At 43.3% G+C, this 26,746-nt stretch carries 21 protein-coding genes; 4 read left to right on the top strand and 17 right to left on the bottom strand.

The window, feature by feature from the left end; translation table 11 throughout:
- Positions 1-14 precede the first annotated feature (14 nt).
- From ACDJ58_RS13980 to helD, 3 genes are all read right to left on the bottom strand, one after another.
- Entirely contained in the window at positions 15-1,361 is a 1,347-nt protein-coding gene (locus ACDJ58_RS13980; RefSeq protein WP_413378862.1) for an amino acid permease, read from the bottom strand.
- Between the two features lie 327 nt (positions 1,362-1,688).
- On the bottom strand, positions 1,689-4,538 hold the full coding sequence (locus ACDJ58_RS13975; RefSeq protein ID WP_413378860.1) for a glycoside hydrolase family 2 TIM barrel-domain containing protein: 2,850 nt from the start codon (positions 4,536-4,538) through the stop codon (positions 1,689-1,691).
- A 266-nt stretch (positions 4,539-4,804) separates the two neighbouring features.
- Positions 4,805-7,234 (bottom strand): RNA polymerase recycling motor HelD, encoded by a 2,430-nt coding sequence (gene helD, locus ACDJ58_RS13970; RefSeq protein WP_413378858.1) that lies wholly within the window; start codon positions 7,232-7,234, stop codon positions 4,805-4,807.
- A 330-nt stretch (positions 7,235-7,564) separates the two neighbouring features.
- Between helD and ACDJ58_RS13965 the strand changes: the two genes are divergently transcribed.
- Positions 7,565-8,410 (top strand): AraC family transcriptional regulator, encoded by an 846-nt coding sequence (locus tag ACDJ58_RS13965; protein WP_413378856.1) that lies wholly within the window; start codon positions 7,565-7,567, stop codon positions 8,408-8,410.
- 67 nt (positions 8,411-8,477) lie between these two features.
- On the opposite strand, the gene ACDJ58_RS13960 is transcribed toward ACDJ58_RS13965, so the two are convergent.
- From ACDJ58_RS13960 to ACDJ58_RS13950, 3 genes are all read right to left on the bottom strand, one after another.
- A complete protein-coding gene (locus ACDJ58_RS13960) occupies positions 8,478-9,479 on the bottom strand; it encodes an NADP-dependent oxidoreductase (protein ID WP_413378854.1) in 1,002 nt (333 codons plus the stop codon).
- 203 nt (positions 9,480-9,682) lie between these two features.
- Positions 9,683-11,014, bottom strand: a complete 1,332-nt coding sequence (locus tag ACDJ58_RS13955) for a sensor histidine kinase (protein WP_413378852.1) — start codon at positions 11,012-11,014, stop codon at positions 9,683-9,685.
- A gap of 1 nt (position 11,015) precedes the next feature.
- Positions 11,016-11,702 (bottom strand): response regulator transcription factor, encoded by a 687-nt coding sequence (locus tag ACDJ58_RS13950; RefSeq protein ID WP_413378850.1) that lies wholly within the window; start codon positions 11,700-11,702, stop codon positions 11,016-11,018.
- 259 nt (positions 11,703-11,961) lie between these two features.
- Here ACDJ58_RS13950 and ACDJ58_RS13945 point away from each other — a divergent pair, with 259 nt between their 5' ends.
- Positions 11,962-12,996 (top strand): DJ-1/PfpI family protein, encoded by a 1,035-nt coding sequence (locus ACDJ58_RS13945; RefSeq protein WP_413378848.1) that lies wholly within the window; start codon positions 11,962-11,964, stop codon positions 12,994-12,996.
- 49 nt (positions 12,997-13,045) lie between these two features.
- Complete coding sequence (locus tag ACDJ58_RS13940) at positions 13,046-13,687, top strand: DUF2306 domain-containing protein (protein WP_413378846.1); 642 nt, start codon at positions 13,046-13,048, stop codon at positions 13,685-13,687.
- A 66-nt stretch (positions 13,688-13,753) separates the two neighbouring features.
- On the opposite strand, the gene ACDJ58_RS13935 is transcribed toward ACDJ58_RS13940, so the two are convergent.
- From ACDJ58_RS13935 to ACDJ58_RS13920, 4 genes are all read right to left on the bottom strand, one after another.
- Complete coding sequence (locus tag ACDJ58_RS13935; RefSeq protein ID WP_413378844.1) at positions 13,754-14,605, bottom strand: metallophosphoesterase; 852 nt, start codon at positions 14,603-14,605, stop codon at positions 13,754-13,756.
- A complete protein-coding gene (locus ACDJ58_RS13930) occupies positions 14,602-15,792 on the bottom strand; it encodes a glycoside hydrolase family 5 protein (protein WP_413379663.1) in 1,191 nt (396 codons plus the stop codon). The genes ACDJ58_RS13935 and ACDJ58_RS13930 overlap by 4 nt, the downstream gene beginning before the upstream one ends.
- A 192-nt stretch (positions 15,793-15,984) precedes the next feature.
- Positions 15,985-16,317 carry a chaperone CsaA gene (csaA, locus tag ACDJ58_RS13925; RefSeq protein ID WP_413378842.1) on the bottom strand — a complete coding sequence of 111 codons (333 nt, stop codon included), beginning with the start codon at positions 16,315-16,317 and terminating at the stop codon, positions 15,985-15,987.
- 57 nt (positions 16,318-16,374) lie between these two features.
- Entirely contained in the window at positions 16,375-17,283 is a 909-nt protein-coding gene (locus ACDJ58_RS13920) for a DMT family transporter (RefSeq protein WP_413378840.1), read from the bottom strand.
- A 155-nt stretch (positions 17,284-17,438) separates the two neighbouring features.
- Here ACDJ58_RS13920 and ACDJ58_RS13915 point away from each other — a divergent pair, with 155 nt between their 5' ends.
- Positions 17,439-18,335, top strand: coding sequence for an AraC family transcriptional regulator (locus tag ACDJ58_RS13915; protein ID WP_413378838.1), 897 nt, complete (start codon positions 17,439-17,441; stop codon positions 18,333-18,335).
- A 24-nt stretch (positions 18,336-18,359) separates the two neighbouring features.
- Here the strand turns inward: ACDJ58_RS13915 and ACDJ58_RS13910 are convergent, their stop codons facing one another.
- The 7 genes from ACDJ58_RS13910 to ACDJ58_RS13880 form a co-directional block, all read right to left on the bottom strand.
- Positions 18,360-19,805 (bottom strand): MFS transporter, encoded by a 1,446-nt coding sequence (locus ACDJ58_RS13910; RefSeq protein WP_413378836.1) that lies wholly within the window; start codon positions 19,803-19,805, stop codon positions 18,360-18,362.
- Between the two features lie 188 nt (positions 19,806-19,993).
- A complete protein-coding gene (locus tag ACDJ58_RS13905) occupies positions 19,994-20,971 on the bottom strand; it encodes a helix-turn-helix transcriptional regulator (RefSeq protein WP_413378834.1) in 978 nt (325 codons plus the stop codon).
- A gap of 198 nt (positions 20,972-21,169) precedes the next feature.
- Entirely contained in the window at positions 21,170-22,165 is a 996-nt protein-coding gene (locus ACDJ58_RS13900; protein ID WP_413378832.1) for an aldo/keto reductase, read from the bottom strand.
- 231 nt (positions 22,166-22,396) lie between these two features.
- Positions 22,397-23,305, bottom strand: a complete 909-nt coding sequence (locus tag ACDJ58_RS13895) for a helix-turn-helix domain-containing protein (RefSeq protein ID WP_413378830.1) — start codon at positions 23,303-23,305, stop codon at positions 22,397-22,399.
- A 197-nt stretch (positions 23,306-23,502) separates the two neighbouring features.
- Positions 23,503-24,504, bottom strand: coding sequence for a LacI family DNA-binding transcriptional regulator (locus ACDJ58_RS13890; RefSeq protein WP_413378828.1), 1,002 nt, complete (start codon positions 24,502-24,504; stop codon positions 23,503-23,505).
- 129 nt (positions 24,505-24,633) lie between these two features.
- The gene (locus tag ACDJ58_RS13885; RefSeq protein ID WP_413378826.1) at positions 24,634-25,620 is read right to left on the bottom strand and encodes a Gfo/Idh/MocA family protein; all 987 of its coding nucleotides are present in this window, start codon (positions 25,618-25,620) and stop codon (positions 24,634-24,636) included.
- A gap of 1 nt (position 25,621) precedes the next feature.
- Positions 25,622-26,641 carry a Gfo/Idh/MocA family oxidoreductase gene (locus ACDJ58_RS13880; RefSeq protein WP_413378824.1) on the bottom strand — a complete coding sequence of 340 codons (1,020 nt, stop codon included), beginning with the start codon at positions 26,639-26,641 and terminating at the stop codon, positions 25,622-25,624.
- Positions 26,642-26,746: the final 105 nt, after the last annotated feature.

Genomic DNA, 26,746 nt, shown 5'->3' with positions numbered 1-26,746 from the left:
GCTCTATCCAGGAGTCAGGACTTTGACGGTTTAGTGGATGGTGAAGGTCGCGGTTTTCGTACTTTGTTTATAATATAGGTAATCAAGGCAATCAATACAACAAGACCTATACTTGCCAGCAGACCTCTTCTGCTGGTTTTTTCCATGCCCGTCCCAGCTACTGCTGCAAGTATAAGAACCATGGCGGTCCATACTTTGATACGATTCCATTTTCTTGGTTTCATTTTCTTGATATACGTGATGCAAATCAGAAGCCAGGTATACATTAATACCAAGCTGCCTGCGGTTGTTACATATTCGAATAGGCTCTTAGGCATCCATAACGCCAGGAGAGTAGAAAGGATTAATCCGGCTGCAGTGCATCCTAGCGCATATAGAGGCATGCTCTTTTTCCCCCAAGTCTTCGTAAACATCTTCGGTGCATCTCCGTCTTCACCCAGTTTAACTAACATGGACGTAATCGCATAGATTGAAGCGACCATCGTGGAGAACCCCGCGATAATCAAAATTCCATTGAGAATATGAACCACGACCGTAAATCCAATGGATGACATCGCTTTGACGAGAGGACTCTCGTCTGGTGTTAATTTTGCAGCGGGAACCAATAGCAGGATCAAGGCAATCGCCACAACATACAGCGTACTAACGGTTAACAACATCACTCGTCCTGATTTCACTGCGTCCTTTGGTTCTTTCAGCTTGGCTGCCATTAAACCCATGACCTCAATCCCGGCAAAGGCAAAAAAGGCATAAATAAATCCGGTACACACGCCTTTTATTTTATGAGGAAACCATTCATTCATTATTTTCTGCGGTGTAATCTTTACATCTAACCAGCCCAGACATGCTGCTGCTGCAATCGCGATAAAAGCAACCGTTGCAGCTAACTTGATTACTGCGAGCACATTCTCCGTTTGAGTTAACCCTTTGGCTCCCAATGCGGCGATGAACAATCCAATGCATGCATATACCGCCACAAACACCCATAATGGAAACTTGGGAAACCAAAATTGAGAGAACAATCCGAGTGCCGTTAATGAACTTCCCATGATCAGCATTTCGGAAGACCAATACATCCATCCGCTTCCGAAACCGGCCCATGGGCCGAACGCTTCTCCGGCATATGTTCGAAAAGCCCCTTCCTTCGGATCATCTGCCGTCATCTGAGCCAATGCGCCAAATACAAAATAGGTCCCTGCAGCAGCCAGCACCAAAAGTACAAGCACGAATAAACCGGACCAATGAATAGCCAGACTTGTTCCGAGGAAAAATCCCGTTCCCAGCGTACATCCTGCTCCAAATAATGAAAGACTAATCCAGCTCAGTTTGTCTTCTTCTTTTCGATGCACATGACTTTTCATATGTATCCTCCTTCATGCGTACCCCATTACGGTTTACATATGATGGAGGTTTTATGTCATTAAGGTAAAAAGAGATGAAACTGACTTTTATTTAGTTTACATAATAATGTTTACGTTAACTAATGTCATTGCTGTTGATGTCTCGATACTTTTGGTAACAGATCTTAAGTGATTCTTTAAGCACCTATAATTAAAGAAAAACCCTTCGAACTGTAAAAAAACAGTTTGAAGGGTTTCTTGTTAGTTTCTGAAAACAAACTTCTCGTTTAGTATGGCGAATCTGATCGGTGTATGTTCTTATCGATAATAACCTGCATTATGCAGGTTCTATTTCTTTCCTAACAACTGTTGAAGCTCATCCAGTTCTATCTTGGCTTCCGGTCGGAAGTCCTCACTTTTTACATATTGTGAAAGGCTATAAAGTAATTGCCGCCCTTCCGTCTGGCTAATCAATTTATCATAATTTAGAGCCCCAACCAGCAGCTTGCCTTTTCCAATCTGGCATTCAAACAGTAGCCCCAGCTTATGATTACGTTCAAAATTGTCGATGGTTTGAACGAAAGGTTGAACTTTTTCTGAGAGCTTATCCAGAATAATAGACCGTGAATTCATGACAATATGCCACCAAGGATAAGTGGAGTGGGTCTCACTTGGAAAATGCTTCAATGCCGGGTGCGAGTTATTAATTAAGAGGCCAAGTGTACCGACGGGTACTTGCTTGTTCATGCTTTCCGAAATAGATCGGAACATCGGATAACACCAGAAATCGGTACAATATGTGCCTTCGACTGAACTATCGTTATCTTCGAGTGTTGGGAGTAACAGCACGCTCTCGCCTTTTTCCAGTAAGTGAATGACTTCATCGGTCAATTCCTTATAAATATGGTCATGTTCAATAGCTGTCACATCATGATCAGGGTATACCCATAGGTCATATTGTTTCCGAATATCGGTACCTGGAATATGCAGGGATAGAGTGATTGGCGTCATCTTTTTCACATCAGGCAGCTTGAACTTTATTTGACTTATTTCAAACCAAGTTTCTTCAGAATCAAAGCGAATCTCGTCTTTTCCTTGTGCAAGCAGTTGATTCGAATCACGCATCTCCCACTCCACGGTACGACCCTTCAATGAATCTGTTCGATAGTACCTTAATTGAATGTGGGCATTGAAATCTTCACCCGAAATGTAGTTAAATCTCTCGAATCGGGCCAGAAGGACTGCATCGGAGCAAAACGTTCTCCACTCCTCGGGAGTAACCAACCCTTTCGAATCCATGAAGGCATCCAAAATACCTACCAGTGCTGTTCCCTGCCCACTAAAGTCCTGAAGATCAAGCAATTGAAATCCTGCCAGATGATTGGATCGAAATGCCGCTTCAAGCTCCTCCTTATAGCAGGCTACTGCAAGCTTGCCAGAGCTTTTGAAAAAGGGTTCAGCCAGATGTCCCATTCCTTTGGATTGCAATCGTTCCCGAAACACCTCGAAGTTTTTTGCCTTCAGTGACCCGGTATACTTCTCGATCTCTTCATAATTCGGGTACATGGCATATTGTCCAATCTCATGGGAAATGACGGGTAGATGTGGAATGAGTTGTTGTTCAACAGAAGCGGCTTTCACGGTCTTGGCCTCCGTGCCATATTGAATTTGAATTTCAGATTCTTCTGCTTGAATTCTCTCATTCTCTGAAACTGTTCCAACGGGCAAAATCATGTCGTCGTAGTCCTTCAGAGTACCAGGCACGTCGGTTTGAACATGACCCAACGGAGCATCACACATGGCATAGGAGCCGCGGAAAAGTCTATCTTTGGAAAAACGTACGCCACAGTAAAAATCTTCTTCCTCTAGAATCAGCGGAGTGAACTGAAAATTGTTTGAACCCTGGGTGTACAGATGGCGTGGATCAAATGCTCTGTACGCTTTAATAATGGCATTCAGTCTTTCTTTACTGCCCCAAAGTTCATTACCGAGTGACATCATTACAAAAGAAGGGTGATTCCCAAACGCCTTGAGCATGGCGAAGCCTTCACGAATGAGGTAGTCCTGTTCAGCCTGATTGTGCTGTGGGTCGAGTTCATCCGTGATTGTACCCCAGAATGGCAATTCAGGTTCCATATAGATGCCAAGCATATCTGCAGCGGTGAACGCTGCTTCAGGCGGACAACAGGTATGAAAACGATAATGATTTATACCATATGATTTGGAAATACTCAGGATTCGCAGCCATTCATCCACATCGGTTGGCGCGTAACCTGTAAGCGGGAAGATTAGACCATCATGTTTTCCGCGAAGAAAGGTCTTTCGACCGTTGATCGTAAAAGCATCTCCATTAGCTTCAAAATCTCGCAGTCCTGTTATGATTTCGGTTGTATCCAGCACATCGCCATGTTCCCCCAACAGAGTAAGGGTCAGCACATACAGATGTGGGTCTGAATCACTCCAGAGCAATGCGTCGTCTCCCATCTTGTAGAGCACATTAACTTCGTCCTGGTTGCATGGATAGGTTTGCTCATTCACCACATGATTTCTGTCTAATGCTATATATCCATGAGTCTCTTTTAAAAGGGGCTTGAAGGTTTGCGCAGTAACGGACAATACAGTACCTGGTATCGATTTGGACAATGTATATGTGATTTTGAATGTTCGCTCTTTAGCATCGGGATAGATCTGTACCTCACCCATGTGCACGTCGTGGTAAAAATGAAGCTCCAGCTTCCCGGTAATTCCGTTCCAGTTAGTCTGTGTATCGACGGATGTAAGATGCCCGCCTTTCGTCGGATAGTCCGTATTATCGACCCGGATGGTAAGGGTGTGCTTTCCTTCCGATAGCCCCTCCGGCAAGCTGTACACATGGGGAGTGTTGAGGCTATCCTGCGCTCCATATTCTTCACCATCGACCCATAACTTGGTTATGCGCGTGCGTTCCAGATACAAACTGCATCTTTTGCCAGCAAGCGTTGCTGGTATATCAATCTCCCGTTTCAGCCATACCCATCCTTCATATGAATATTCATCGGTCAAAGACCCGATGTGAGACACATCGCTCTTTCTTCCTTTGCGTGCATGAGAAGTCGTGTTCGGCAGCGTTATAGTGTCGTCAAATGGGCCTTGAGCGCCTTGTTTATGTTCATCCAGTTGAAGCTCCCAGCTTCCCTGCAAGTTAATTTTGTTTAACATGATCCCAGCTCCTCTATTACTTTATGTATACAATCTATCCTTCTGGTTACGTTTACTATTATATAACTGTAATCTTAGTCCACCCATATAATAAAATTTATGCCGAGTATAACAATATGGAAATAATTCAAAGGTTGTCGCTGACAAGTTCGTCGCTATAATGACTTAGAAATTCAAAAAAAGTCGCCCAAAAAGGCGACTAGTGTTACTTATTATTTGATTGATTCAATTCGCATACGCTGCTAGATCAGACAATGCCGGCATGTTTACTCCGTTGTATTGACGTCCGATTTCTCGTACAAATCCGCTGGTAAGGCCTGAACGAAAGGCGACCACTCGCCCGTCGTGTATAGATGAAGGCGATGCATAGCCCGCGTACACGCCGTATAAAGAAGCTTGCGTTCATTGTCTCGACCATAAGCTCCAGACGAAGCATCATAGACCAAGACTGCATCGAACTCGACACCTTTGGCGAGGTACACAGGAATGACCATTACACCTTTTTCGAAGTTAAACGTTTCCTTCGTAACGAGCTGCAAAGCTTCTCCTCCTTGAATCTGTAACGATTCATGGGCCTTGTGGCTTTCGGCGGCGGTCTTCGTGATGATAGCTATGGAATCAAAGCCCTCGGCTCTTAGCGCCGCGATATCTGCCACCATTTGTGCATCCAGCTTCTCCCTGTCATTGCTTCTCGTCAGCAGGGGCTTTGGACCTTTTCTTTCAAATGGTACAATTTCATCTCCGTCTGGAAGCATCGCTCTTGTAAATTCAACGATCTCCTTCGTAGAGCGATAACTGCGTACAAGGGAGAAAAGGCTTGTTTCGGCTTCACCGTAGAGACGTACCAGTGGTGAATCAGCTGCGGCCAAATTGGTAGCCTGCGTGAAGATCGCTTGCCCAAAATCGCCGAGCACTGTCATACGGGCTCGGGGAAACAGCTTTTTGAGATATTCATATTGAAATGTTGAATAATCCTGACCTTCATCAACGAAGACATACTTGATTTCCGTGTTCGTCCGGACACCTTCAATCAGTTCTTTTACATACAAATAGGGAGTCGCATCCTCATGGAACAACTCGTTCCGTAGCAGACTTTCCTTCGTTTGACTGCATATCTCAGGCCATAGCGAGGGGATAACCGCAGCATTCGTTTTCTCCCGATAAGCGGCTTCGTCAACAAACAATTCGCCATATATACCTTTGATATCAACAAACGAGAATTTTTTGATACCTTTCCTTAGTGGGCTAAAACGTTCTTTCACGATCTTGCGGCCGAGCAGTTCCTCCTCCTTCTGCGCAAAGTCAAAGTCACCTTCATCTTCTCGACGCTTCTTACTTATTTTCTCACGAATTTGGGCGTACTGTTCCGCGATATCGAATACTTCCTTATCTTTATGCAGCATTTCGAAGATATCCGCATACTGATCAGTGTCGAGATAATTCAATTCTTCCTGTACCCACGGTTCTTCACGTTCCATGCGTTCCAGCGAAGCCAGCTCTTTCAGCAGCCATTCCTGCAAGAGAAGAACTCGATTTAGCAAGGGCAGGGAACGATCATAACCGTAAAATTTGGCTCTCATTTGCTCCGCAGTAATCAAATCACGATTTCGAAACCGAATGCTGTTGAATCGCATACCTTCCTGCCCCAACCAGTTTCCATAGTTCTGCAGGGCTTGCAGAAAAGCATCAGAAGCTTTATATTCAATCCCCTGAAGACGAGCCTCATAGCGCGGAGCTCCATGCGCGGTCAGTACATATTCAATCTGATCAAAGACATCCTCCGGACACAACGAAGAGCCGAGCCAATAGTCGAGAAATTGTTGAAAAGTGGTCTGCTGCATATTATCTTCACCGAGCTCCGGAAGGACAGTGGAAATATAACTGCCAAACATCGGATTCGGTGAGAAAAGAACAATTTGATCAGCACTGATCGTCTGGCGGTGTTTGTACAATAAGTACGCCACCCTCTGCAAGGCTGCGGAAGTTTTACCGCTACCGGCTGCTCCTTGTACGATAAGCATTCGACTTTTGTCATTACGGATGATGGCGTTTTGTTCCTTCTGAATGGTTGCCACGATACTTTTCATTTGTGAATCCGCACCTTTGCCGAGCACTTGCTGCAACAATTGGTCTCCAATCGTTTCGTTCGCATCAAACATGTTGCGGATTTGTCCGTTATGGATCTGAAATTGCCGTTTGAGCTCCATTGTGCCATGGATTCGTCCGATTGGCGTCACATAGGACGCTACGCCGGGGGAAGAGTCGTAGTACATGCTCGCGATCGGTGTACGCCAATCATAGATCAGAAAGCTCAATCCGTCTTCGTCTACAAAAGAAGACACACCGATATAGATCTGATCGGTGAGGGCCAGACCTTTCTCCTGAAAGTCGATGCGGCCAAAATAAGGGGACGGGAGCAAACGTTTCATGTTATTCCATTGTTGCGTCAACCGCATGTGACCACGTTCACGCTCGGCCAATACCGCAGACTGCTGGTTAATGGTGTAGAAGGTCTCTTCGAAATCTTCGTGGGTGCTAGTGTTAATCGTAACTTCTTCCCAAAAGCGCTTGCGAATTTCCGTAGCCTGGTCATGCATTCCGGCAACCTCTGGCTCCAATTCTGTGATTCTGGCCTGCAGTTTGCTCCTTACAGACTCCAGCCGCTCCTGTTCCAGCTGCCAATCTTTTGTTTGCATCTCTCCGAACCACTCCTTTTCCTATTTTTGGGATGAAAAAGAGCATTGACAAATCAAAATTCCCGATGTAAAATTAAAGTAGGGATAAAAACAAGTACATACTTTGATTTTGTTTTTCAATGGCGCTAACGATTATATCATAGCGTTATTTTTCGTTCAATTCTTTTTTTTTCAAAAGGTGGCCTTTGAGTTCATCAGGGGTCATCTTTTTTTTACGTATCTATTGGGTTTCCCTCTCCCTCTTTCCCTAACCGGACAAATCAAAGCACATAATGACAGGCTCTTGGACCAGTCTTCATCTATTATAGGAATCAAGGAGTGGTTAACCGCATGAACTGGATCGAATCATTACAGCTAGCTATTGCATATATGGAAGAACATTTACTCGAAAATATGACAATGGAGCAAATTTCAGCTCAAGCTCATATTTCTCCCTTTCATTTTCAACGTACGTTTGCCCTATTAACTGATGTTACGGTAGCCGAATATATCAGACGAAGACGATTAACATTGGCAGCCAATGAATTGATACAGAGTGATCACAAAATCATTGATCTGGCGCTCAAGTATGGTTATGACACTCCTGAATCCTTCTCCAAAGCTTTTCGTAGGCAGCACGGAATTGCCCCCAGTGAAGCGCGTAAGAACAGTACCTCTGTCAAATCGTATAATCGTTTGGTTATTCAATTAAGTCTAAAAGGAGCAGAACCAATGAATCACAGAATTGTTGAACAAGCTGCGTTTACATTAGTAGGGATAAAGCAGGCTTTCTCTTATATCGATGGGGAAAACTTACGAGGTATAGCCAAGATGTGGCAGGATGCGTATACGAGCGGTACAGAAGATCGTTTATTTGAATTGAATAATGGTGTAATTCAAGGATTGCTTGGCGTCTGTGTGGATCAGAACGAAATCCAGGAGAAACAGATGGAATACTGGATTGCTACGGCATATGATGGTGAAATACCTGAAGGATTATCATCATTCACAATTCCAGCTTCCAAATGGAGTGTTTTTGAAGTCGAAGGTCCGATGCCGGAAAGTATGCAGCGCTTATGGAAGCAGATTATTTCCGAATGGTTCCCTTCCAATCCTTACGAGCATGCAGGTATACCTGAGCTTGAAGTATATCCAGGACCTCACCAGCCGCCTCAAATCTGGATACCGATAAAATAAAGATAATTATAGTATCCGTTCTTGCCCTCAATCCGGACAAGAACGGTATCCATCTCCATTGAACACTTCACTTCATTTTAACGATGACCTTTCCTTTGGCACTTCCCCCTTCGAGATAATGAAACGCTTGCCCGGCATCCTTGAAATCATAAATCTTATCAATAACCGGTTTAATGAGACCTTCCTCCAAGAAACCCTTTATTCGCTCTAATTGCACCCCGCTTGGTTTCATAAAAAGGAAATGATATCTTGCTTGGTTTTTCTTCTCAAGAGTTGTAATCTTATGGCTCACAATCGATAGCAGTGTGGTCTTTAACCAACCCAAGTTGGCTTCTCGCCCGAATCTCGCGTTTGGCAAGCCGGAAATAGATACTATTTTTCCATTCGGCTTAAGTACTTGAAAGGATTTTTCCAGTACCTCGCCTCCTATCGTGTCATACACCGCATCATATCCCGACAGCATTTCTTCAAAATTTTCCTTGCGATAATTGATGATAAGATCCGCACCAAGGGATTGGACCAATTCGTAACCTCTATCACTGGCAGTAGTGGCAACATAAGCTCCCATTAATTTGGCCAGTTGGATGGCGAACGTGCCAACTCCTCCTGATCCTGCATGAATTAATATTTTTTGGCCTTTCTGAAGGTTCAAAATATCGTAAAAGGCTTGATATGTCGTAAGTCCGACCAGTGGTATGGATGCTGCTTCTTCAAAGTTTAAGTTTTGGGGCTTCAGAGAGATGTCTTTTTCATGGACAGCAATGTATTCGGCCAAAGTTCCAATTCGGTCTTTACGGGGTCTGCCGTATACTTCGTCTCCGGGTTTATAAGCGTTCACCTGTTTACCAACCTTGACCACAACACCGGAAAAATCATTTCCAAGGATCAATGGCATCTTGTAATTCAGCAGGAGCTTTACTTTGCCCTCTTTTATTTTAAAATCAATCGGATTTAAGCTTGCTGCATGGATTTCTACCAATACATCATAATCTCCGATTTGAGGAGTAGGCATTTCTTTCCGTATCAAGGGAACATTCTTCCCGTATTTCTCAATTACCATGGCTTGCATTTAAATCACTCCATTACGTTTAAGAGTTTAAACATATGAACATATTATATCTAACACGTTAACAAATCAAGCATAATATCGAGATATCCAGACTGGAAGCTGGGATAAGGCTTACCTCTCTTCCAGTCTGAAGTCAAAATCCATCGTAATACGCGTTAAATAACATACCATAATCTTAGGAGACAAGGACCGCACAAATCTTTTTAATTCGGGTCAGTTAACGGTAAACATCCTGCCAAAACTGCTCCACCGTCAGGGTGGTTACTTACCATAAGTTCGCCTCCATGTTGCTTCATCATTCGTTGTGAGATCGTTAATCCTAATCCACTGCCTCCAGTTGCACGACTTCGAGACGTTTCCCCACGATACAGAGGTTCAAAAACGCGCTCTAATTCTTCAAAAGAGAAGCCAGGTCCGGTATCACGGATAGTAAACCTGATTTTATTGCCGTCTTTACAGCATTGGACTGTTATTGCGCCACCTGATGGCGTATATCTAACGGCATTCTCCAATATATTGTTCATCGCACGCTCCAATACATACGAATCTCCGTTAATAAAACAACCGTCAGTTAATTGGTTTAAGATAGAAATATGTTTCTGCTCAGCTTGTGGACTCACACTCTCTATCGACTTTCGGAGGATCTGTGTTAAATCTAGCGTTCTTGTGTTAAGTTCACTTTCCAAGTACTCCATTTTTGTAAAAGTGAAGAGGTCCTCAACCAATCGATCCAATTGAGCGGATTTCTCTTTGCATACGGCAATATATCGGGTGACCTTCTCCGGTGACTGAGCTATTCCTTGTTCCAATCCATCCAAATACCCCCGCAAGGCAAACAACGGTGTGCGTAAATCATGTGCAACGGCTGCGGTGACAAATCTGCGTTCTTCCTCAAGCTCCACTTGTTTACGGTGGGATTGCTCAAGTCCCTTCACCATAACTTCGAATCCATCACGGACTTCGGCAATTTCCATGATTCTGGATTTAGGTAATTGGACTTCCCAATGTCCAGCAGTAATTTGTCTGGCTGCCTTGCTCATTTTCTCAAGGGGTTTAAGAAGGAACCTTCTCATTTCAACTCCAACCACAAAGAAAGCAAGCAGCAGCCCGAAAAATGCCGCAAGCATTGGAACTACATTGGATTTAGGAAGATAAAGAACTACCCTTCCCAGTAATTGTCCATCTTTTATGACAGAAAACTGTTCAGTAGACGATAATCTACTATGGTGCTTTTGGCTGGAACGATAAATTTCCGAATTGGACGCAGATTCAATCTCCACATCCATCTTTGCTTTGCTCAACTCGGTATGAAGTTCGTTTTGCCAACCGGTATCCGTCCATTTGTTCGTACCAACTTCAATCATGTGGATCATCTCGCTGAGATGTCTTTGCAGCGTTTCATTTTGCTGTTGGCTTGTAGAGATGCTAAACGACTGAGTGTCCATAAAGTGAGCCGTGACAAAAAAGATCCAAGGCAATGTAAGCAAGAAGAATAAACAAAGCATAGTAAATGTACGAATACGGAGTTTTCTCATGTTACACTCCCTCAAAACGGTATCCTACTCCCCACACGTTGATGAGGAATTGTGGATGGTTTGGATCGGATTCAATTTTTTCGCGAAGCCGGCTAAGATGAACCCGAATGGTATGCCTGTCGCCTACACCTTCCCAAAACTTTGCAAGCAGTTGTTCGTAGGAGAAAACCTGCCTCGGGTGCTCCGCAAATAATCGCAACAACTCATATTCTTTAGGTGTAAGCTCGACTTCCCCCCCTTCGACCAGGACTTCTCTTGCAGTCAGATTCAACTGGATGCGTCCATAATCCAAGATCTTCCCTTCCATGGGTTGTCTGGAAGTAGTGCGCCGCAAAACGGCTTTCACTCTGGCAACAATTTCCCCAGGCGAAGCCGTTTTGACGATATAATCATCTCCTCCGAGCGTAAGGCCACGGATCTTGTCCACATCATCACTGCGAGCACTCAAGAAAAGGACTGGAACATTGCTGTCCCCTCGAATTCGACGGCATAGCTCAAATCCGTTTTGTCCCGGCATCATAATGTCCAGTACAATGCAATCTATGGAATGCTGTTGCAGTATGGCCCAAGCTTGTTCCGTATCACAAGCAGTCTTTACGTGAAATTGGTCATTCTCTAGAAAGTCCCTTAATAGCTCAACGATGCTCTGATCATCATCTACAACAAGTATCGTATGATACATACTCATGCTTATCCCACCTCTGCCATCTAGTTTATCATTTTTTCTTCCTTTACCAAGTCGAGACTAAATTCTGTGATGATTTGTTTATAGTTTTGTGACCTTTCTAGGACTTCCTTTGAGATATTCGTTTGTTACGATTCTAACTGTGAGTACGGACGACTTATATTCTAATTCGTCCAGTCGAATGGCTAAAGGCTAAATTGACGAGAAGAATATCACATGCTGAAGTATCTTTTGACGAAATAAAGATAAGGGGATGGATGAAATGTTAACTGTTCAGATCGTGTTATTTGATGGCTTCGACCTATTGGATGCCGTTGCACCTTACGAAGTATTTTGCGCCGCTTCCATGCATACCGACAACGCCGTAAGAGTAGAGATGGTCACGGCTGAAGGTCCAAGACCAGTGACTAGTGGTATGAATGGTTTGACAATTGAAGCGAACAACACTCTTGACCCGGAACGTGGGGGTATCATACTTGTGCCTGGTGCAGCCGGTAATGTTGAAGGAGATGGTCCAGACACGATTCCTGCCATTCTTGGTAAAGCCATGAATACGGAATTGACTACAATGATCAAGACAGCTCTCGACCACAAAGACATCTTAGTCGCTACAGTCTGCGGTGGTTCCCTCTTGTTAGCTATGGGAGGACTCCTGGAAGGAAGATCTGCTGTAACACATCGTTTGGGTATGGATTTACTTGGTGCGACTGGGGCAATTCCTGTCCCGGCACGCGTAGTGGATGATGGTAATCTGGTTACTGGCGGCGGTGTGACCTCGGGGCTTGATGTTGCGTTGTATCTGGTCGAACGTGAACTGGGGCCACGTATCGCACACGACATAGAGCAGTTGTTTGAGTATGAGCGAAGAGGAACCGTTTGGAGAGCAAAGGGCATTGCGCCCACCACTCACAAGTCGTTGACGGAAAACGAACCGAACATTGTAATGAATCAAACGGTAGTGACCTCTGGCATATTGCTTAATGAGAAAACTCAGACAACCGTCTTTGATGGGAATTGGGACACAACAATCGCTACACCTGTCGGTAAACTGGAGGTCAAACTCTACATAAAGACAATTTCCGATGTGATCCAGGGCTCAGCAACACAAGGTAACGAAACAATCCCATTTTTGAACCCTGTACTCTGCGACAACAAGTTGACCTGGAGCCTGTCAATTACCAAACCTATGCGTTTGAATCTGAAATTCGAAGTTGCCGTGGATGGAGATCAAATGAATGGAATCGCTAAGGCTGGCCTTCTTCCTGCTTCCAAATTAACAGGAAAACGAATAAACTAGCCTGGTTAGCTATGTGCACAAAAAAGAGTTTCGGGGGTTGTAGTTTGATATGAAGAAACGAGGAACGTTATACGGATGGCTGGCCTGCGTCAGTATTTTCTTTATTGTGTATGCTCTAGTGAAGAACTATTGGATAGACCCAGAAGCTTCAAGCTTTTTAAGCCATAAGACCGGTTCGAAGCGTGAGCTTCATCTTCCGATCTGGCTGAATGTCATGTACGTTCATGTTGCTTTTGCATGTTTGGCCATGGCGTCTGGATTACTCAACTTCTCTAATCGAATTTTTAAAAAGAGCCGCAGGTTCCACCGTATAAATGGTTATGTTTACATTGTGTCCGTAGCGCTTGTTGTACTGACTTCCGGTTATATGGCCCCTTACGCTACTGGAGGGAAAATAAGCAGTATCGGTTTCAATGCGCTTAATATCATCTGGCTATTCATTACGATTACCGCTCTCATTCAAATTAAACAGAAACGAATGGTTCAACACCGGAACTGGATGATTCGAAGTTATGCCTTTTGCTTCACGAACATGTTGATTCACCTCATCACTTCCCTTTTTCATCTGGGATTCGGGTTGGCTTATGTTACATGCTACACTATAAGTATTTATGGCTCTATTGCTTTGCTGCTAGTTATTCCAGAATTCATCATCAGAATGAACTTCAAATTAAGAACAGCCCCCGAATAATTTTTCGGAGGCTGTTCTGCATTCTAGGTTGCATCTGCCGTGAGTGGGAGCTTTACTTTGTTAACATCAGCTTACAGCGGCAATCAAACGAATCACGGTTAACTCGGGTTTTGCGAAGAAGCGCAGAGGCATTCGGGTGGTTCCGATTCCTCGATTGACATATAGCTTTAGCGGATTGCTTTTGCCTTGCAAGGAGTATAGTCCTGCGACATATTTGTGAGCTAATGCAGTTGTAATAAGCGGTTTGATCAAAGGAATTCTGACCTGCCCTCCATGGCTATGGCCGGACAGCTGCAGGTCAATCGGATATGCGCTCAATTGGTCCGCAACATCCGGTTCATGGACGAGTAGCAGGTTGAAATCCTGTTTACGGAGCGATTGCAGCGTACGCTTAACTTGCGGCTTTCCAAGCAAAAAATCATCGAGTCCGGCTATGTTTATTTTATCCCCTGTGGTAGTACGGATAGCGTGTACCTCATTGACCAGTACGCTAAACCCCGCGTCATCCATGTATTGCTTGTACTTTTGGCTTCCGCCTCCTCCCCTGTCATGATTTCCGTAAACCGCATATTTTCCGAGAGGTGCATTTATTTTCGCTAACACTCGTTGCGCTCTCTTTCTATTTTCCGAGCCAAAGTGTGTGTAATGATCGATTAAATCTCCAGTAAACACTACGATATCTGGCTTCAGACGATTCATACGATTAACTAAGGATTGAAGCTGATTCACCGAATAATCGGGACCCAAGTGGGTGTCAGAAAATTGCACGATTTGAATTCCATTCATAGATATTGGCACGAATTCATTGACGATATCCAGGTGAGTTACTGCCAGAGCTTTAGGTTCAATCTCCCTCGCATAACAGCCAATCCCTAGAAGAACAAGCAAGAATATAACGGTGATCTTTCTCCATTTCACTTCGTCAGGCTTTCCTTGATCTCATTCCAAATCGGATTGTCTACCGTACCGCGTAATGGATGCTCTCCTTTTTCAATGGCATCCCAATACTTCCAGTTAGGCTTCTCGCTACCTAATTCATAGTCCATCCCATCCCAGGTATCTTCACGAAATGCATAGAAAGCCCAATGCCATCCGTATTCATTAAAGATAGATATCAGATCCGACATGTAGCGATCTGCACCTTGAACCATTCGATTCGTCCCGAATTCGGAAGCTATAATCCGGTTTGCAGGTATGTTATGATCGGATGCCCACTTGGCGACAGGCTCGACAAATTGTTTCAGGGCCTGACGGTTAAATTCTTTTTCCCTCTCATCATCTCCAACCTTTACGCTCCCCGGATAAGAATACGTAAATCCTTTTTTCTTGTTCTGGCTTGTCATCTCATAAGGCTCATACATGTGAAAAGCATACAGCACGTTAGGATCATCAATCGGCTTCAAATACGTAAAGGCCCAAGGTGTTGCGTAGAGCCCCGAATCCAGAATGATGGGAGTTGTCTGGTCTACCGTCCTGATCTCTTTGGTTATCGTGTCATAGAGTGAATTCAGATCAGCTGTGGTATGTTCCACTTTGGCATACCAATCGGAATAGTCCTGCGTCCAGAAGTCATGAAAACCCGTACCCGTTTCCGGATGAGGCTCATTAATCAGGTTATAGCCGATGACGGCAGGATGATTCTTCAATCGTTGTGCAAGATCCTTCCAAAACTGAGCGGCCTGCTTGTGATATTCAGTATCATTCCAGATCCGATCATCATTTTTGGCCCCATTAAACTGCCGCCAGCGATCTCCCGGTAAGCTGAGCACCGTAATAATCACTTTCATCTCTTTAGCCTCGGCGGCGTCCAGATCCGCTTTGAGTCGGGCAAAATCCGCTTCCACGATACCTTCGTACTTATCCGAGCTGCCTATCAAAAAATCTGCATTGATATTGGCATCTGGCTTGTCGTTAAACAAAAAATCTCGATCCTTACTCCACTTATCGGGCGCAAGCCGGACGAACTCTATGCCCTGTTCCTTGGCTGCTTCATAGTTGTCAGGAAGAGATGTGGAGTTCATAAAATTGGTCCCTTTTCGCTGTTCATTCCAGTAGCTCATTTTCTCCGAAGGAACATCCTCCTTCTCCTCCTGACTGCTGTTCATCCCTGAAATCTCCAATGGCTTTGGAGAAGCAGAGTTAGAACTGCATCCAGCTAGTGCAACCAAAATGGCCGCCGAGAGAAAAACATTTCTTCCGATTGGCCAACTCGATTTGGCTGATATTCTCTTCATGATCAATCACCTCGATAGCCATCTTACCCGTTGTCTGTTACGCCAATATGACAAAACGAGCTATTATCCAATCGGAGTTCCGTCAGGCAGCTCGATATCTGGTTTTAACAGAACGACATCCCCTTTTTCGGGTATTCCTCCCAGAACCAATACTTCTGATTTAAACCCGGCTATCCGGCGCGGCGGAAAGTTGACTATCCCTATGACTTGTTTACCGATCAGTTTCTCGGCTGCATATCTTTTAGTAATTTGTGCACTGGACTTTTTTATTCCAATCTCTTCTCCAAAATCAATCTCAAGTTTGATCGCAGGTACTTTCGCTTCTGCAAAAAACTCAGCTTTAGTAACGGTTCCGATACGGATATCCAGTTTCAAAAAATCATCAATGGTAGCCATATATATATTCTCCTCTTCTACTTGTTTTATGGTTAGAATAGTTCCTGTAAATTCAGGTCAAGTTTGAACTTCAGAAACGGTGCATCGCCAGGATTTTGCCCAGAAATACACCCCCATGCCGATTACAGTCATCATCCCGCCTATAAACTGAAACAGAGAGATGGTTTCACCCAGGAATACAAAGGCGAGTATGATGGCAAGAACAGGCTCTCCGATAATACCCACAGATACAGTCGTTGCGCCTAAAGATTTCAATAATAGATTAATAAGTAATTGTCCAAAAATGGTTGGGATTATGGCAAGCAACAAGAAATACATCCAATCTGAAGTGTTATATCCGGTCAGGGAGATATGATTGAATAGACTGTAGATAAGCAAAACACTTCCCGCAAGGAAGAAAACAATAACGCTGTACACATTTGCATCGATTTTATGACTTACTTTTTGTCCAGCAAGCATATATGCCGAAACCGAGATTGTACCTAATAAAGATAATCCATCTCCGATCAGTGCCTCTCTTGACACCCCGATGTCGCCCCATGCGATAATGACTGATCCTGCAAGAGCAGTGGCCAAGCATAGAATGGTAACCATGTTTGCTCGTTCCTTGAAGATGAAGTATGACCCGACCATTACAAATAAGGGCTGCAACGATAAAATGACCATGGAACTTGCAACGGAGGTATGCACCAATGACTCCATCCAGAATAAGAAATGTAACCCGAGAAATAGCCCCGCTAACAATACAACACTCCAATCTTTTTTGCTCATCTTAAGGTTTCGAAGACTTTTCCAAGGAACAAAAGGAAGCATTAGTATTACAGTTATGAACAATCTGTACATCCCAGCTACAGAGGTTGGTGTCTCTGAGGACTTTATCAATATGGAAGAGATCGAGATGGACAAAATGCTGATAAAAAGTAACAGATACGGATGAGGCGGATACAACGATTTATTCATTTTCATACTTACTCCTTCAACATGTTCTATCCAAATTCTGTGCACAGGATTATAGTGATAAAACAAAGATTGGATATAATAATATCATCGTTAATATTTTAATTGTGTAATAATATCGCTATATTATATATAAATATCATCATTTGAAAGGATGCATTTAAATGTCAAAGCAGCTTCACGAGACGATTCTTTTCCCTGATGCTTCATTTCCATACATTATGTACACAGCTAATTCCGAGAAAATTATTCCTGAAGGTAGGGGATTTAATGACTTGCATTGGCATGAGGAACTACAGATTACATTGGTTACTCAAGGAAGGTTGGTTATACAGGTAAACGGTGTTGATCATGAGTTACTGGCAGGTCAAGCTATCCTAATTAATAAAGGAGTCTTGCATGTTACAACACATCTGACTCACAACGGTCAATATGTGAGTTTTAATTTCCCTGAAAAGCTGTTAGCATTCTACGCAGATAGTGCCATGGAGAAAAATTATGTCTTACCTTATACAGACTCTTCACTGGTGTCGCTGGTAATCAAGGGCGATGTAGAATGGCAACAGATTGTGCTAGATATGTTATGGGATATGAAAAAGAGATTTGATATGAAAAAAAAGTGGGGATGGGAATATGAGGTTTCGATCAAAATCGTACAATTGTGGTTAATTTTGATTCATAATATTATTCTTCCCTCCGAGGAGGCGCCCAAATATGTAAAGCTTCAGCAAGAGCGCCTTCAACTCATGCTTAGCTTTATCCATCAACAGTATTCAATGAATATCACACTGCAAGAAATTGCTGATACAGCACATCTAAGCATCTCGGAGTGCACCCGGAGTTTTAAGAAGACCATTCATATGACACCGTATGATTATTTAATTAAGTACCGGATCAAGAAAAGCATGGAGTTATTAACTTCAACCGATTATACAGTAACCGAAATAGCTCATAGGGTTGGTTTTAACCATGTAAATAACTTCATTCAGTCTTTCAAAAAACAGCAAAACCAAACGCCTAAGAGTTTTCGGAATTCGAGTAATGAGATCAAAAATCAATGAAAGAATTAGTCTGATGCAATTACATCACTTTTCTTTTAACAGGTAAATGCAGCCACAAGCAGCAAAGGCAAGTACGCCGCTCGCGGCGCTTGAAATGGAAAAAGCTCTTACATAATCCCCAAGGCCGGCATCGGCAAGGGGCGAGCGCAGTGCGGCAGAAAACAAAATGCTGATCATTGCCACACCCAATGTGTTCGCCAAATACATAAAGGTTGTGAACAGCCCCGATCCGGTTCCTGCCGAGGCCGTTGGCACGCGATTCAAGATTGTATTGGCGAGCGGCGTTGTGGCCATGCCCAGACCAAGCCCGTACACCAAGAGAATCAATATATTGTGGAACTGGAACAAATGAACGGCGTCGGCATGCAAAGACCACATCAGCAAAAATATACTTCCACCCATGGTAAGTGTCCCTGCTTTCAATACCGTTTCTCCCCACCTTTTCACCATCCGCGAAGATAATAATGAAGTGGCGAAAAATCCAAGGCCTAGTGGCAAAAAAACAAGACTGGTTGATTGAACATCGAATTGTAATCCCGCCTGAACATAATAATTTAAGATGAAGAAAAAAGAGAACATGCTCAGATATACAACGATTTCTGTGATAATACCGATCCGAAACGAGTCAATTTTGAATATGGATAGCTCCATTAACGGCGTGCGTCCTTCCTCTTCCCTCCGTTTCTGCCGAAGAACGAATAGAACTTGTAGCAAGAGTGAACCAAACACACAGCCCCAAGTCCATATCGGCCATCCTAGTTTTTGCCCAATCGTCAACGGATAAATGAGCATAAGCAAGCCAAGCATGATCATAGCAGTGCCGAGCCAGTCAATACTCTGCTTGTAATGTCCCCGTGATTCGGGAATGATGTGGAGCCCTGCTAGTACAAGCAATCCTATAGGCACATTAAATAGAAAAACGATCCTCCAGCCAAGATTGAACAGGTTCCAGTCCACTAATATGCCACCTAATATGATCCCAAGTGTAAAACCTACACCGATAACGGCACCATAGATGGCAAAAACAAACCCTTTTTCGCTAGCCGGAAAGCTGCTCTGTATAATCGACAAAACCTGGGGTTGGATCATCGCTGCCGATAAACCCTGGATGATGCGAATGACAATGAGCAGCGTTGGATTAGAACCTACGCTTCCGAGCAGCCCCATCAGGGTGAAGCCCAATACGCCAATCCATAACATACGTTTTCGACCATATAAATCGCCCATTTTCCCACCCAGAATCAATGCAACTGCAAGCCCTAACGAATATCCAGAAAAAATAAGCTGGGCCTCGCCAAAGCTTGCTTTTATGCTGGACTGCATCATAGGAAGAGCCACCTGAATCATGTAATTGTTCAGCGAAATCAGCAGCGTTGGCAATAAAATCAGGACTAAAGCCATCCAGCGGCGCGGGTCCACCTGAGGTGCCGTGTATACTTCTCTTGTAGCTGTTGCAGTTGATTTATGCATGATCATGATCCTCTCCTATCCTTCTCCAATTGATAATAATTATCAGTTATTGGTAAGAGAGGATCTACCTGCAAAGGGATTTTCTATCCCTATAAAAGGAGCGCGGGCAAAAATAAAAAAAGGAATTTCGACATGATCGTCATGTCTGAAATTCCTTCTGAATTGCCCTAATCGGTTTTTATATCTCGCTAAGGTAACATTTTGAGGTGCTCACTGGGGTTATATCCATAAATCTTACGAAAGGCTGTCGCAAAATTACTGACATTACTGTAGCCAACGGATACCGCCGCTTCTCCGACATTCATTCGCTGTACTTCCATATAATAAAGCGCCATTTCCATTCTTTGCTTGCGTACCAGCTCAAATACAGTCATGCCAAAGCGTTCGCGAAACCCCTTTTTAAGCTTGAATTCATTGAGCCCGACCTTTCTGGACAGCTCCTGAATGGATAAGGGTTGTTCAAAATGGCGAATAACCAATTCCCTGGCATAATCAAGATTCGCCAGATCATCTCGGCTCAGGAAGCTTTTTTCATTCAGCGCCTGATACCCTTCTACTTCACCAAACAAAGCAATCAATTCCATGGATTTGCTCTCCATGTACAACCTTTTCAAAGCTCCATTATACGTGCAATTCAACATATTCGAAACACATCGATGAATCTCCGGTGTATTGGGATAGTTATCAATGTTCCCTTTATATCGCTGCAGCCAGGATTGCATTTTCTGTTCCTCGGTTAGATCTGCCGCATAATACAACAGTTCCTGCGGGGATAAGCGAATTTCAAGCATATGATGCCGGACGTCCGCTTTTTTCTCTTCATATACCAATTCATCCTCGAAAAATAACACGTTGCCTGTCCAATGATGGGTATAGCTTTCCTTTCCTTCCCACTCACAATAGATATCGCCATTAAGACAATAACTTATCTCAAATAACGGACAAGCCTCCTGAATACGAAGTTTCATATCCTGGACATAGGTCACATCGGTTATAACAATTTCCATACCAGGACGGATTCGTGTTCTGTGGATGCTTCCTTGGCCCATTTCGTGTGGAATCGTAATATGCTGCTCCCATGTCTGAAGCCGGGTTTGTCCTTGAATCAGATCGGTAAATTGATCAAAGAGGCTGTGCACCTCGCTGTTAACTATATTTAGAGTCAAAAAGACACCTTCTTATATTAATTTAGAAATCCTGTGCGCTACTTCCTCTTTGCTAAATTCAATATTTCTCGAGGCCTATAGATAGGAATATATATATCACAAAAATGGAGTTTATCAAAGATAAACTCCATCGCAATTATTTGAATTATGCAGACATCAGTCATGTGTTAGAAACAACACCTGAGAACGTATGGGACCTTATGAGCTAAATCCAACATTAAGTCCAAATACCGGATGAGGCACATACGGCTCTTCCAAACAAGCCATTTCTTCTGATGTTAACGCAATCGATATAGCTTCAGCTGCATTTTCGAGATGGGATGTCTTCGTAGCGCCAATAATCGGAGCTGTAACCGGATTCTTGTGCAGCAACCAGGCAAGAGCGATTTGTACCCGGGGAACGCCGCGTTTTTCTGCGATTTCTGCAACTCGCTCTACTACCAATCGATCGGTGCTGGCTGTCGCATCGTATTTTGCCTTTTGAACCTGATCCGTTTCGGAACGTTGTGTTGTTTCCTGCCAATCTCTGGTCAACCGGCCAGAAGCAAGTGGACTGTAAGGAATTACACCGATTTTCTCTTCCTGACAAAGAGGCATCATTTCTCTTTCCTCTTCACGGTAGATCAGGTTATAGTGGTTCTGCATCGATACAAAGCGGGTCCATCCATTTCTCTCAGCGACATATAAAGCCTTTTGAAATTGCCATGCTGACATGGCAGAAGCACCAATATATCTTGCCTTCCCTGCCTTCACCACATCATGTAATGCTTCCATGGTCTCTTCAATAGGGGTATGGTTGTCCCAGCGGTGAATTTGATACAGATCCACATAGTCCGTTCCCAGCCTCTTGAGGCTCTTGTCGATCTCACTCATAATTGCCTTTCGAGAAAGTCCAGCGCCATTCGGACCATCATGCATGCGGGAAAACACTTTTGTCGCAAGGACAATTTCATCTCGATTAGCATAGTCCTTGAGAGCCCGACCCAGAATCTCCTCACTTGTTCCGCCAGCATATACATTTGCTGTATCAAAGAAATTAATGCCTAGCTCCAACGCTTTCTGAATGACGGGACGACTATTCTCTTCATCCAACACCCATTGATGAAAACCACGTCCTGGTTCACCAAATCCCATGCAACCAAGGCAAAGTCGAGATACATCCATGCCTGTATTTCCTAATTTCACATATTCCATTGGTTAATCCTCCTCAGACATTTAGGTTGAGACAACGTTGTAACGCATGTGTCAAGAATAACAAGAAAATAGATGCATTTCTTTGCTGCTAAGCTCATTAGATTTGTTTATTTAGCTCATTTGTCTCAAATAATGAAAAAAAAGCGTTTCACGATATTTTATCGCGAAGCGCTTTACTCAACAGTGGTACATAGTCACTTATACTTAAAGTATGGACCGATTAAGCTGGCTTTATGTTGTTTTTCCCTCGCTTCGTTTGCATTGCTGTCTAAACTCCGAGGGCGGAAGCCCGAACTGTAGCTTAAACACTTTGGAAAAATGGGCAACGTTTTCGAAACCTGTTGAGAAACAGACGTCGGTGACGGACAGAGACGTCTCGGCCAACAGTTTCTTGGCTTTGTCCAGCCTCTGATTACGAATCCACTTCAAGGGTGAAGTGTGGTATAGCGTCTGAAAATCCCTCTTGAAGGTAGACAGGCTTCTGCCGGACAAATAAGCCAAATCGCTTATGGAGATGGGATTCGTGATATTCTCCTCCATTATTTTGCCGAAGTTACTGTTTTGATTATGATTCGGTTGCAGTAGTTGATGTAAGAATTGTTCATTGGCTTGCGCCAGATGAAACAGAAGTTCCATGAATTTAAGCCGGATCAGTCCATCTTGTACCTTGTCTGGATTTTCGAAATAGGGTTTCAATGACGCTATATAAGAGCGAGTGAGTTCATTGACCGGAATAATGGACACCGGAGTGATTTCATTCACGCTATTTGTCTGTTTGAAGCCAGAAAACTGAACAAACTCTTCGAGCATACTTTCATTCAGGAAAAACATCATATAATCCAGCATAAATTCAGAGCCGGGTTCACCCGACTTTATGTAATCAATACGAATCGATTTGTGAAGAAACACCATTTCATCACTGCGCACAGTGTACTCCTGATCCTTGAATCGGACCGTATACACACCTGATATAACGAACAACAACATGTGATCTTTCAGAAAAAATGAACCTGTTGTCCCCTGTGTATGCAAACAGAATTGAATAACGGATAACCCATTCTGTTTTAAGCTTCCTTGCTTGTCTGGTGCACGTTCCAGCTCTTGTGGTGCTTTGATTATCTTTCCGTTTCTCATGGACATGGATAGTCCCGCCTTTTTAGCTTTTAATAATAAAATAACAGGAAACGGAAATCAATGCTTTTGGAATGATGTCCATTTGAATGAGACTATATACCTTTTTTACAGTCTCAGAAGGTCTACGAGTATAATTTCGTATTAAAAAGAAAAACAGCCCGTGATTAGGGCTGTAAGGGTGGTCATTGAAAATGTATGTGCACTCATCCTTCAGAAAGGATCATCTGCGAAACAGAGTCACGCTCGACACACTGTATATTGATCCTATAAGTAGACTCAACAGCTTCTCCTTTTAACATTTGAATGAGTACATGTCCAGCAAAGGAGCCTGCATCTGTTTTGGGTTGTCGAAAAGTCGTAAGAGGTGGATTTAAGTATTCGGTTACATGTATGTTATCAAATCCAATAATGGATAGATCTTCGGGTATGGAAACCTGGTGTTCTTTAAAAGCCTCTAAGCCACCAATGGCCATTTCATCATTCGCAAAAAAGACTGCCGTTGGAAGCTCTCCCTCCATTAGCAACTTGGCTGCGTTGTAGCCACCTGTTTTCAGAAATTGGCCGCCAAGTCTCCAATTCTCATTTTCTTCCACCCCAGCTTCATGCATAGCTCTCAGATAACCCTGATATCGCATCAGATTACAATCCGAACTTAAAGGTCCACTAATGTAGGCTATTGCGCGGTGACCTTTATCCAGAAGGAAACGGGTTGCCATATAACCACCCTGCTCATCATCCATCAGAACATTTACAATATGCTCACTATGGAGTTCCCGGTCCATCACAACAATAGGAAATCCCGTTTCAGCAGCCTGCAACAACAACTCATCTTCAATATTTTCAGCGATTACAATCACGCCGTCCAGCCTTCTCTCTCTGATAAAGCGTGCGGCTGTCGATCGCTCTCCGCCTAAAGAACTGCATACGATCAGGTCGTATCCCTGACTTATGGCGCTGGATTCAATTCCACTCACCAAGTCGGAAAAATAGGGGACGGACATATCATGAACAATAACACCAATCGTTTGTGTGTTTTTTCGCTTTAATTCGGATGCGGCTCCATGCTTGATGTAATTAAGCTCACTTGCTGCTGCAAGTACTTTCTGTCTTGTCTGCTCACTTACATGTTTTTTGCCGTTGAGTACATAGGATACGGTTGAACTCGCGACACCCGCTAACTTTGCTACATCTTTAATCGTTATCATTAAATACTCCCCAAGAAGACTGTTATTGGTTCACTGACACATGAATTTTTATATCTTTCACCGCATTTTAACACAGTCATCTTGGGAAATGCACAAAAAGATACAATCATACTGGAATTTCAGAATATATTATCGATCAGGTCCAAATATAAGATTTGCGGACTGTTTGGCTTGTTCAATAACATCCATCACCTTCTCGCTATGCTCAAGCATAACTGTGACTTTCTCCAAATCTTGTTCACGAATCATACGCTCGAATTCTACAAACTCGTCATACATGCGATGAGGATGATCCTTATCATCTACCCGAATCGGCGTTTCCTTATGAAGCGCAAGATCAAAGGATTCACATTTGTTGGCCGAGCTCGTCATATGGATATATCCTTTATTCCCCTGGATGTTCATTGCATTGGGGGCTGTGCTGTCTTTGGAGCCTATGCAAACACACTTGAACTCACCGTAGTCCAAAAGCAACATGCCTGAAGTGTCAATCCCGCGTTCCATGTTGGCCCAGTATTCCACCTTCTTCGGGCTTCCGAAAAGCCCTACGACCAGATGAATATTATACAAATTAATATCCATCAAGGCTCCACCAGACATTTCCGGATTAAATGCCGGCAGCACTTCTCCAGCCTGAAAAGCCGCATAGCGGGATGAATATTGGGAATAGTTACACTCCACAATTTTGATGTCACCCAGTTTGCGCAGATTCTCCTTCATGGACAAATAGTTCTTCAAATATTGGTTTGTGATGGCTTCAACCAACACCAGCTGTTTTTCCCGTGCAATCTCTTTAAGTTCAAGAAATTCTTGCAGGTTGGAAGTGAACGGCTTCTCACAGATAACATGTTTGCCGCCCAATAACGCTTCTTTGGCATATGCATAATGAAGATGATTTGGAAGTCCGATATAGATCGTATCCACTTCATCATTTGCAATCATTTCGCTATATTCTGAATGTATTCGAGCAATTCCATACTGCTCTTGCAGAGTCAGCAATTTATCCAGATGAGCAGGTCTGGAACATATGGCCTCCAACGTAATCGCAGGAATTTCATGAATAAAGCTTAATAGATCCCATACAATCATTCCGGCTCCGACAATTCCCAGATTCATATTAGTTACACTCCTCCATACCTTTTTCTAATATTTCCATAACCGCGATCGTTTCTTTGTCTTGAATCACTTTTTCTTTGCCATGGTTGATGGCTTCATAGATATCGTCATACACTCTTGCATAATCGCCTTGTTCAGAGATCACTTTTTCTTCATGGTATATTCCTGCGTCATCCAGATACGTCAGTACGCCATAGTGCTGAGGCAAATCCTTACCAAAATCGGGATGTCCTTTGGGAAGGTAAAATAACTTCAGATGTTCCTCTTGACGATCCTCAGTTTGTTTTACGAATACTCCCTTTTTGCCGTATACTACAAAACTCGGGCGGGGCTTTAAGCGGAAAAAGCTAGATTTGACTGATACTTTCAGCGAAGCGTAATAAAAGTCCAGATCGAAATAATCATTCATTCTGCCAGGACCCAGCAATTGACGAACATCGTAATGTATCTTGTGCGGTTGCCCGAAATAGGATAATACCTGATCAATGGTGTGAACACCGTGCCCGTATAAATAACTTTTGTATTTGGAAAAATGGGTGGTAGCATTGGGGATCTCCGGTCGATAATAATCGTAATGCATCTCCACTTCCAGCAAATCGCCAAGCTTTCCTGACTCAATCACTTTCTTGGTCGTCAGAAAATCCGAATCATATCGTCGGTTCTGATAACATTGAATCAAGAGATTTTTTTCTTTGGCGTACTGGAAAATGGATTCGGCTTCTTCTTTGGTCAGCATAAAAGGTTTTTCAACAAGTACATGTTTTCCATGATCGAGTGCCATCTTTGCATACTCATAATGGGATTCGGTATGTGTACAGACCACGACCAACTGAATGTCATCGTCATTCATTAAAGCTGCAAGATCATCTGTATACAGAACACCAGGAGCTTTCACCCATTCTGTTTTCTCCGGATGACGGGCATATATCGTTTTTACTTTCAAATGATCCCGATTCAATGAAAAAGGAAGATGATAACGATTTGTACTTTTGCCATTGCCAATGTAACCGATGGTTAACATATGAATTCCCCCTTAGGCTCTTTTTCATTTATTATAGAAGAAGAAAATCCTCCGGAGGAGCTTTGAAGAAATTACGGTACATTTGACCAATAATTCGGATTTCAG

The organism is Paenibacillus taichungensis (assembly GCF_047302525.1).
GTDB lineage: Bacteria > Bacillota > Bacilli > Paenibacillales > Paenibacillaceae > Paenibacillus > Paenibacillus taichungensis_B.
The sequence above is the reverse complement of the archived record's forward strand: the minus strand, read 5'-3'. Positions and strand labels throughout refer to the sequence as shown.

Coding starts and splice junctions, on each gene's coding strand:
- ACDJ58_RS13980 (WP_413378862.1), bottom strand. CDS start 1,361: ATGAAAAGTCATGTGCATCGAAAAGAAGAAGACAAACTGAGCTGGATT.
- ACDJ58_RS13975 (WP_413378860.1), bottom strand. CDS start 4,538: ATGTTAAACAAAATTAACTTGCAGGGAAGCTGGGAGCTTCAACTGGAT.
- helD (WP_413378858.1), bottom strand. CDS start 7,234: ATGCAAACAAAAGATTGGCAGCTGGAACAGGAGCGGCTGGAGTCTGTA.
- ACDJ58_RS13965 (WP_413378856.1), top strand. CDS start 7,565: ATGAACTGGATCGAATCATTACAGCTAGCTATTGCATATATGGAAGAA.
- ACDJ58_RS13960 (WP_413378854.1), bottom strand. CDS start 9,479: ATGCAAGCCATGGTAATTGAGAAATACGGGAAGAATGTTCCCTTGATA.
- ACDJ58_RS13955 (WP_413378852.1), bottom strand. CDS start 11,014: ATGAGAAAACTCCGTATTCGTACATTTACTATGCTTTGTTTATTCTTC.
- ACDJ58_RS13950 (WP_413378850.1), bottom strand. CDS start 11,702: ATGAGTATGTATCATACGATACTTGTTGTAGATGATGATCAGAGCATC.
- ACDJ58_RS13945 (WP_413378848.1), top strand. CDS start 11,962: ATGTTAACTGTTCAGATCGTGTTATTTGATGGCTTCGACCTATTGGAT.
- ACDJ58_RS13940 (WP_413378846.1), top strand. CDS start 13,046: ATGAAGAAACGAGGAACGTTATACGGATGGCTGGCCTGCGTCAGTATT.
- ACDJ58_RS13930 (WP_413379663.1), bottom strand. CDS start 15,792: ATGAACAGCAGTCAGGAGGAGAAGGAGGATGTTCCTTCGGAGAAAATG.
- csaA (WP_413378842.1), bottom strand. CDS start 16,317: ATGGCTACCATTGATGATTTTTTGAAACTGGATATCCGTATCGGAACC.
- ACDJ58_RS13920 (WP_413378840.1), bottom strand. CDS start 17,283: ATGAAAATGAATAAATCGTTGTATCCGCCTCATCCGTATCTGTTACTT.
- ACDJ58_RS13915 (WP_413378838.1), top strand. CDS start 17,439: ATGTCAAAGCAGCTTCACGAGACGATTCTTTTCCCTGATGCTTCATTT.
- ACDJ58_RS13910 (WP_413378836.1), bottom strand. CDS start 19,805: ATGCATAAATCAACTGCAACAGCTACAAGAGAAGTATACACGGCACCT.
- ACDJ58_RS13900 (WP_413378832.1), bottom strand. CDS start 22,165: ATGGAATATGTGAAATTAGGAAATACAGGCATGGATGTATCTCGACTT.
- ACDJ58_RS13895 (WP_413378830.1), bottom strand. CDS start 23,305: ATGTCCATGAGAAACGGAAAGATAATCAAAGCACCACAAGAGCTGGAA.
- ACDJ58_RS13890 (WP_413378828.1), bottom strand. CDS start 24,504: ATGATAACGATTAAAGATGTAGCAAAGTTAGCGGGTGTCGCGAGTTCA.
- ACDJ58_RS13885 (WP_413378826.1), bottom strand. CDS start 25,620: ATGAATCTGGGAATTGTCGGAGCCGGAATGATTGTATGGGATCTATTA.
- ACDJ58_RS13880 (WP_413378824.1), bottom strand. CDS start 26,641: ATGTTAACCATCGGTTACATTGGCAATGGCAAAAGTACAAATCGTTAT.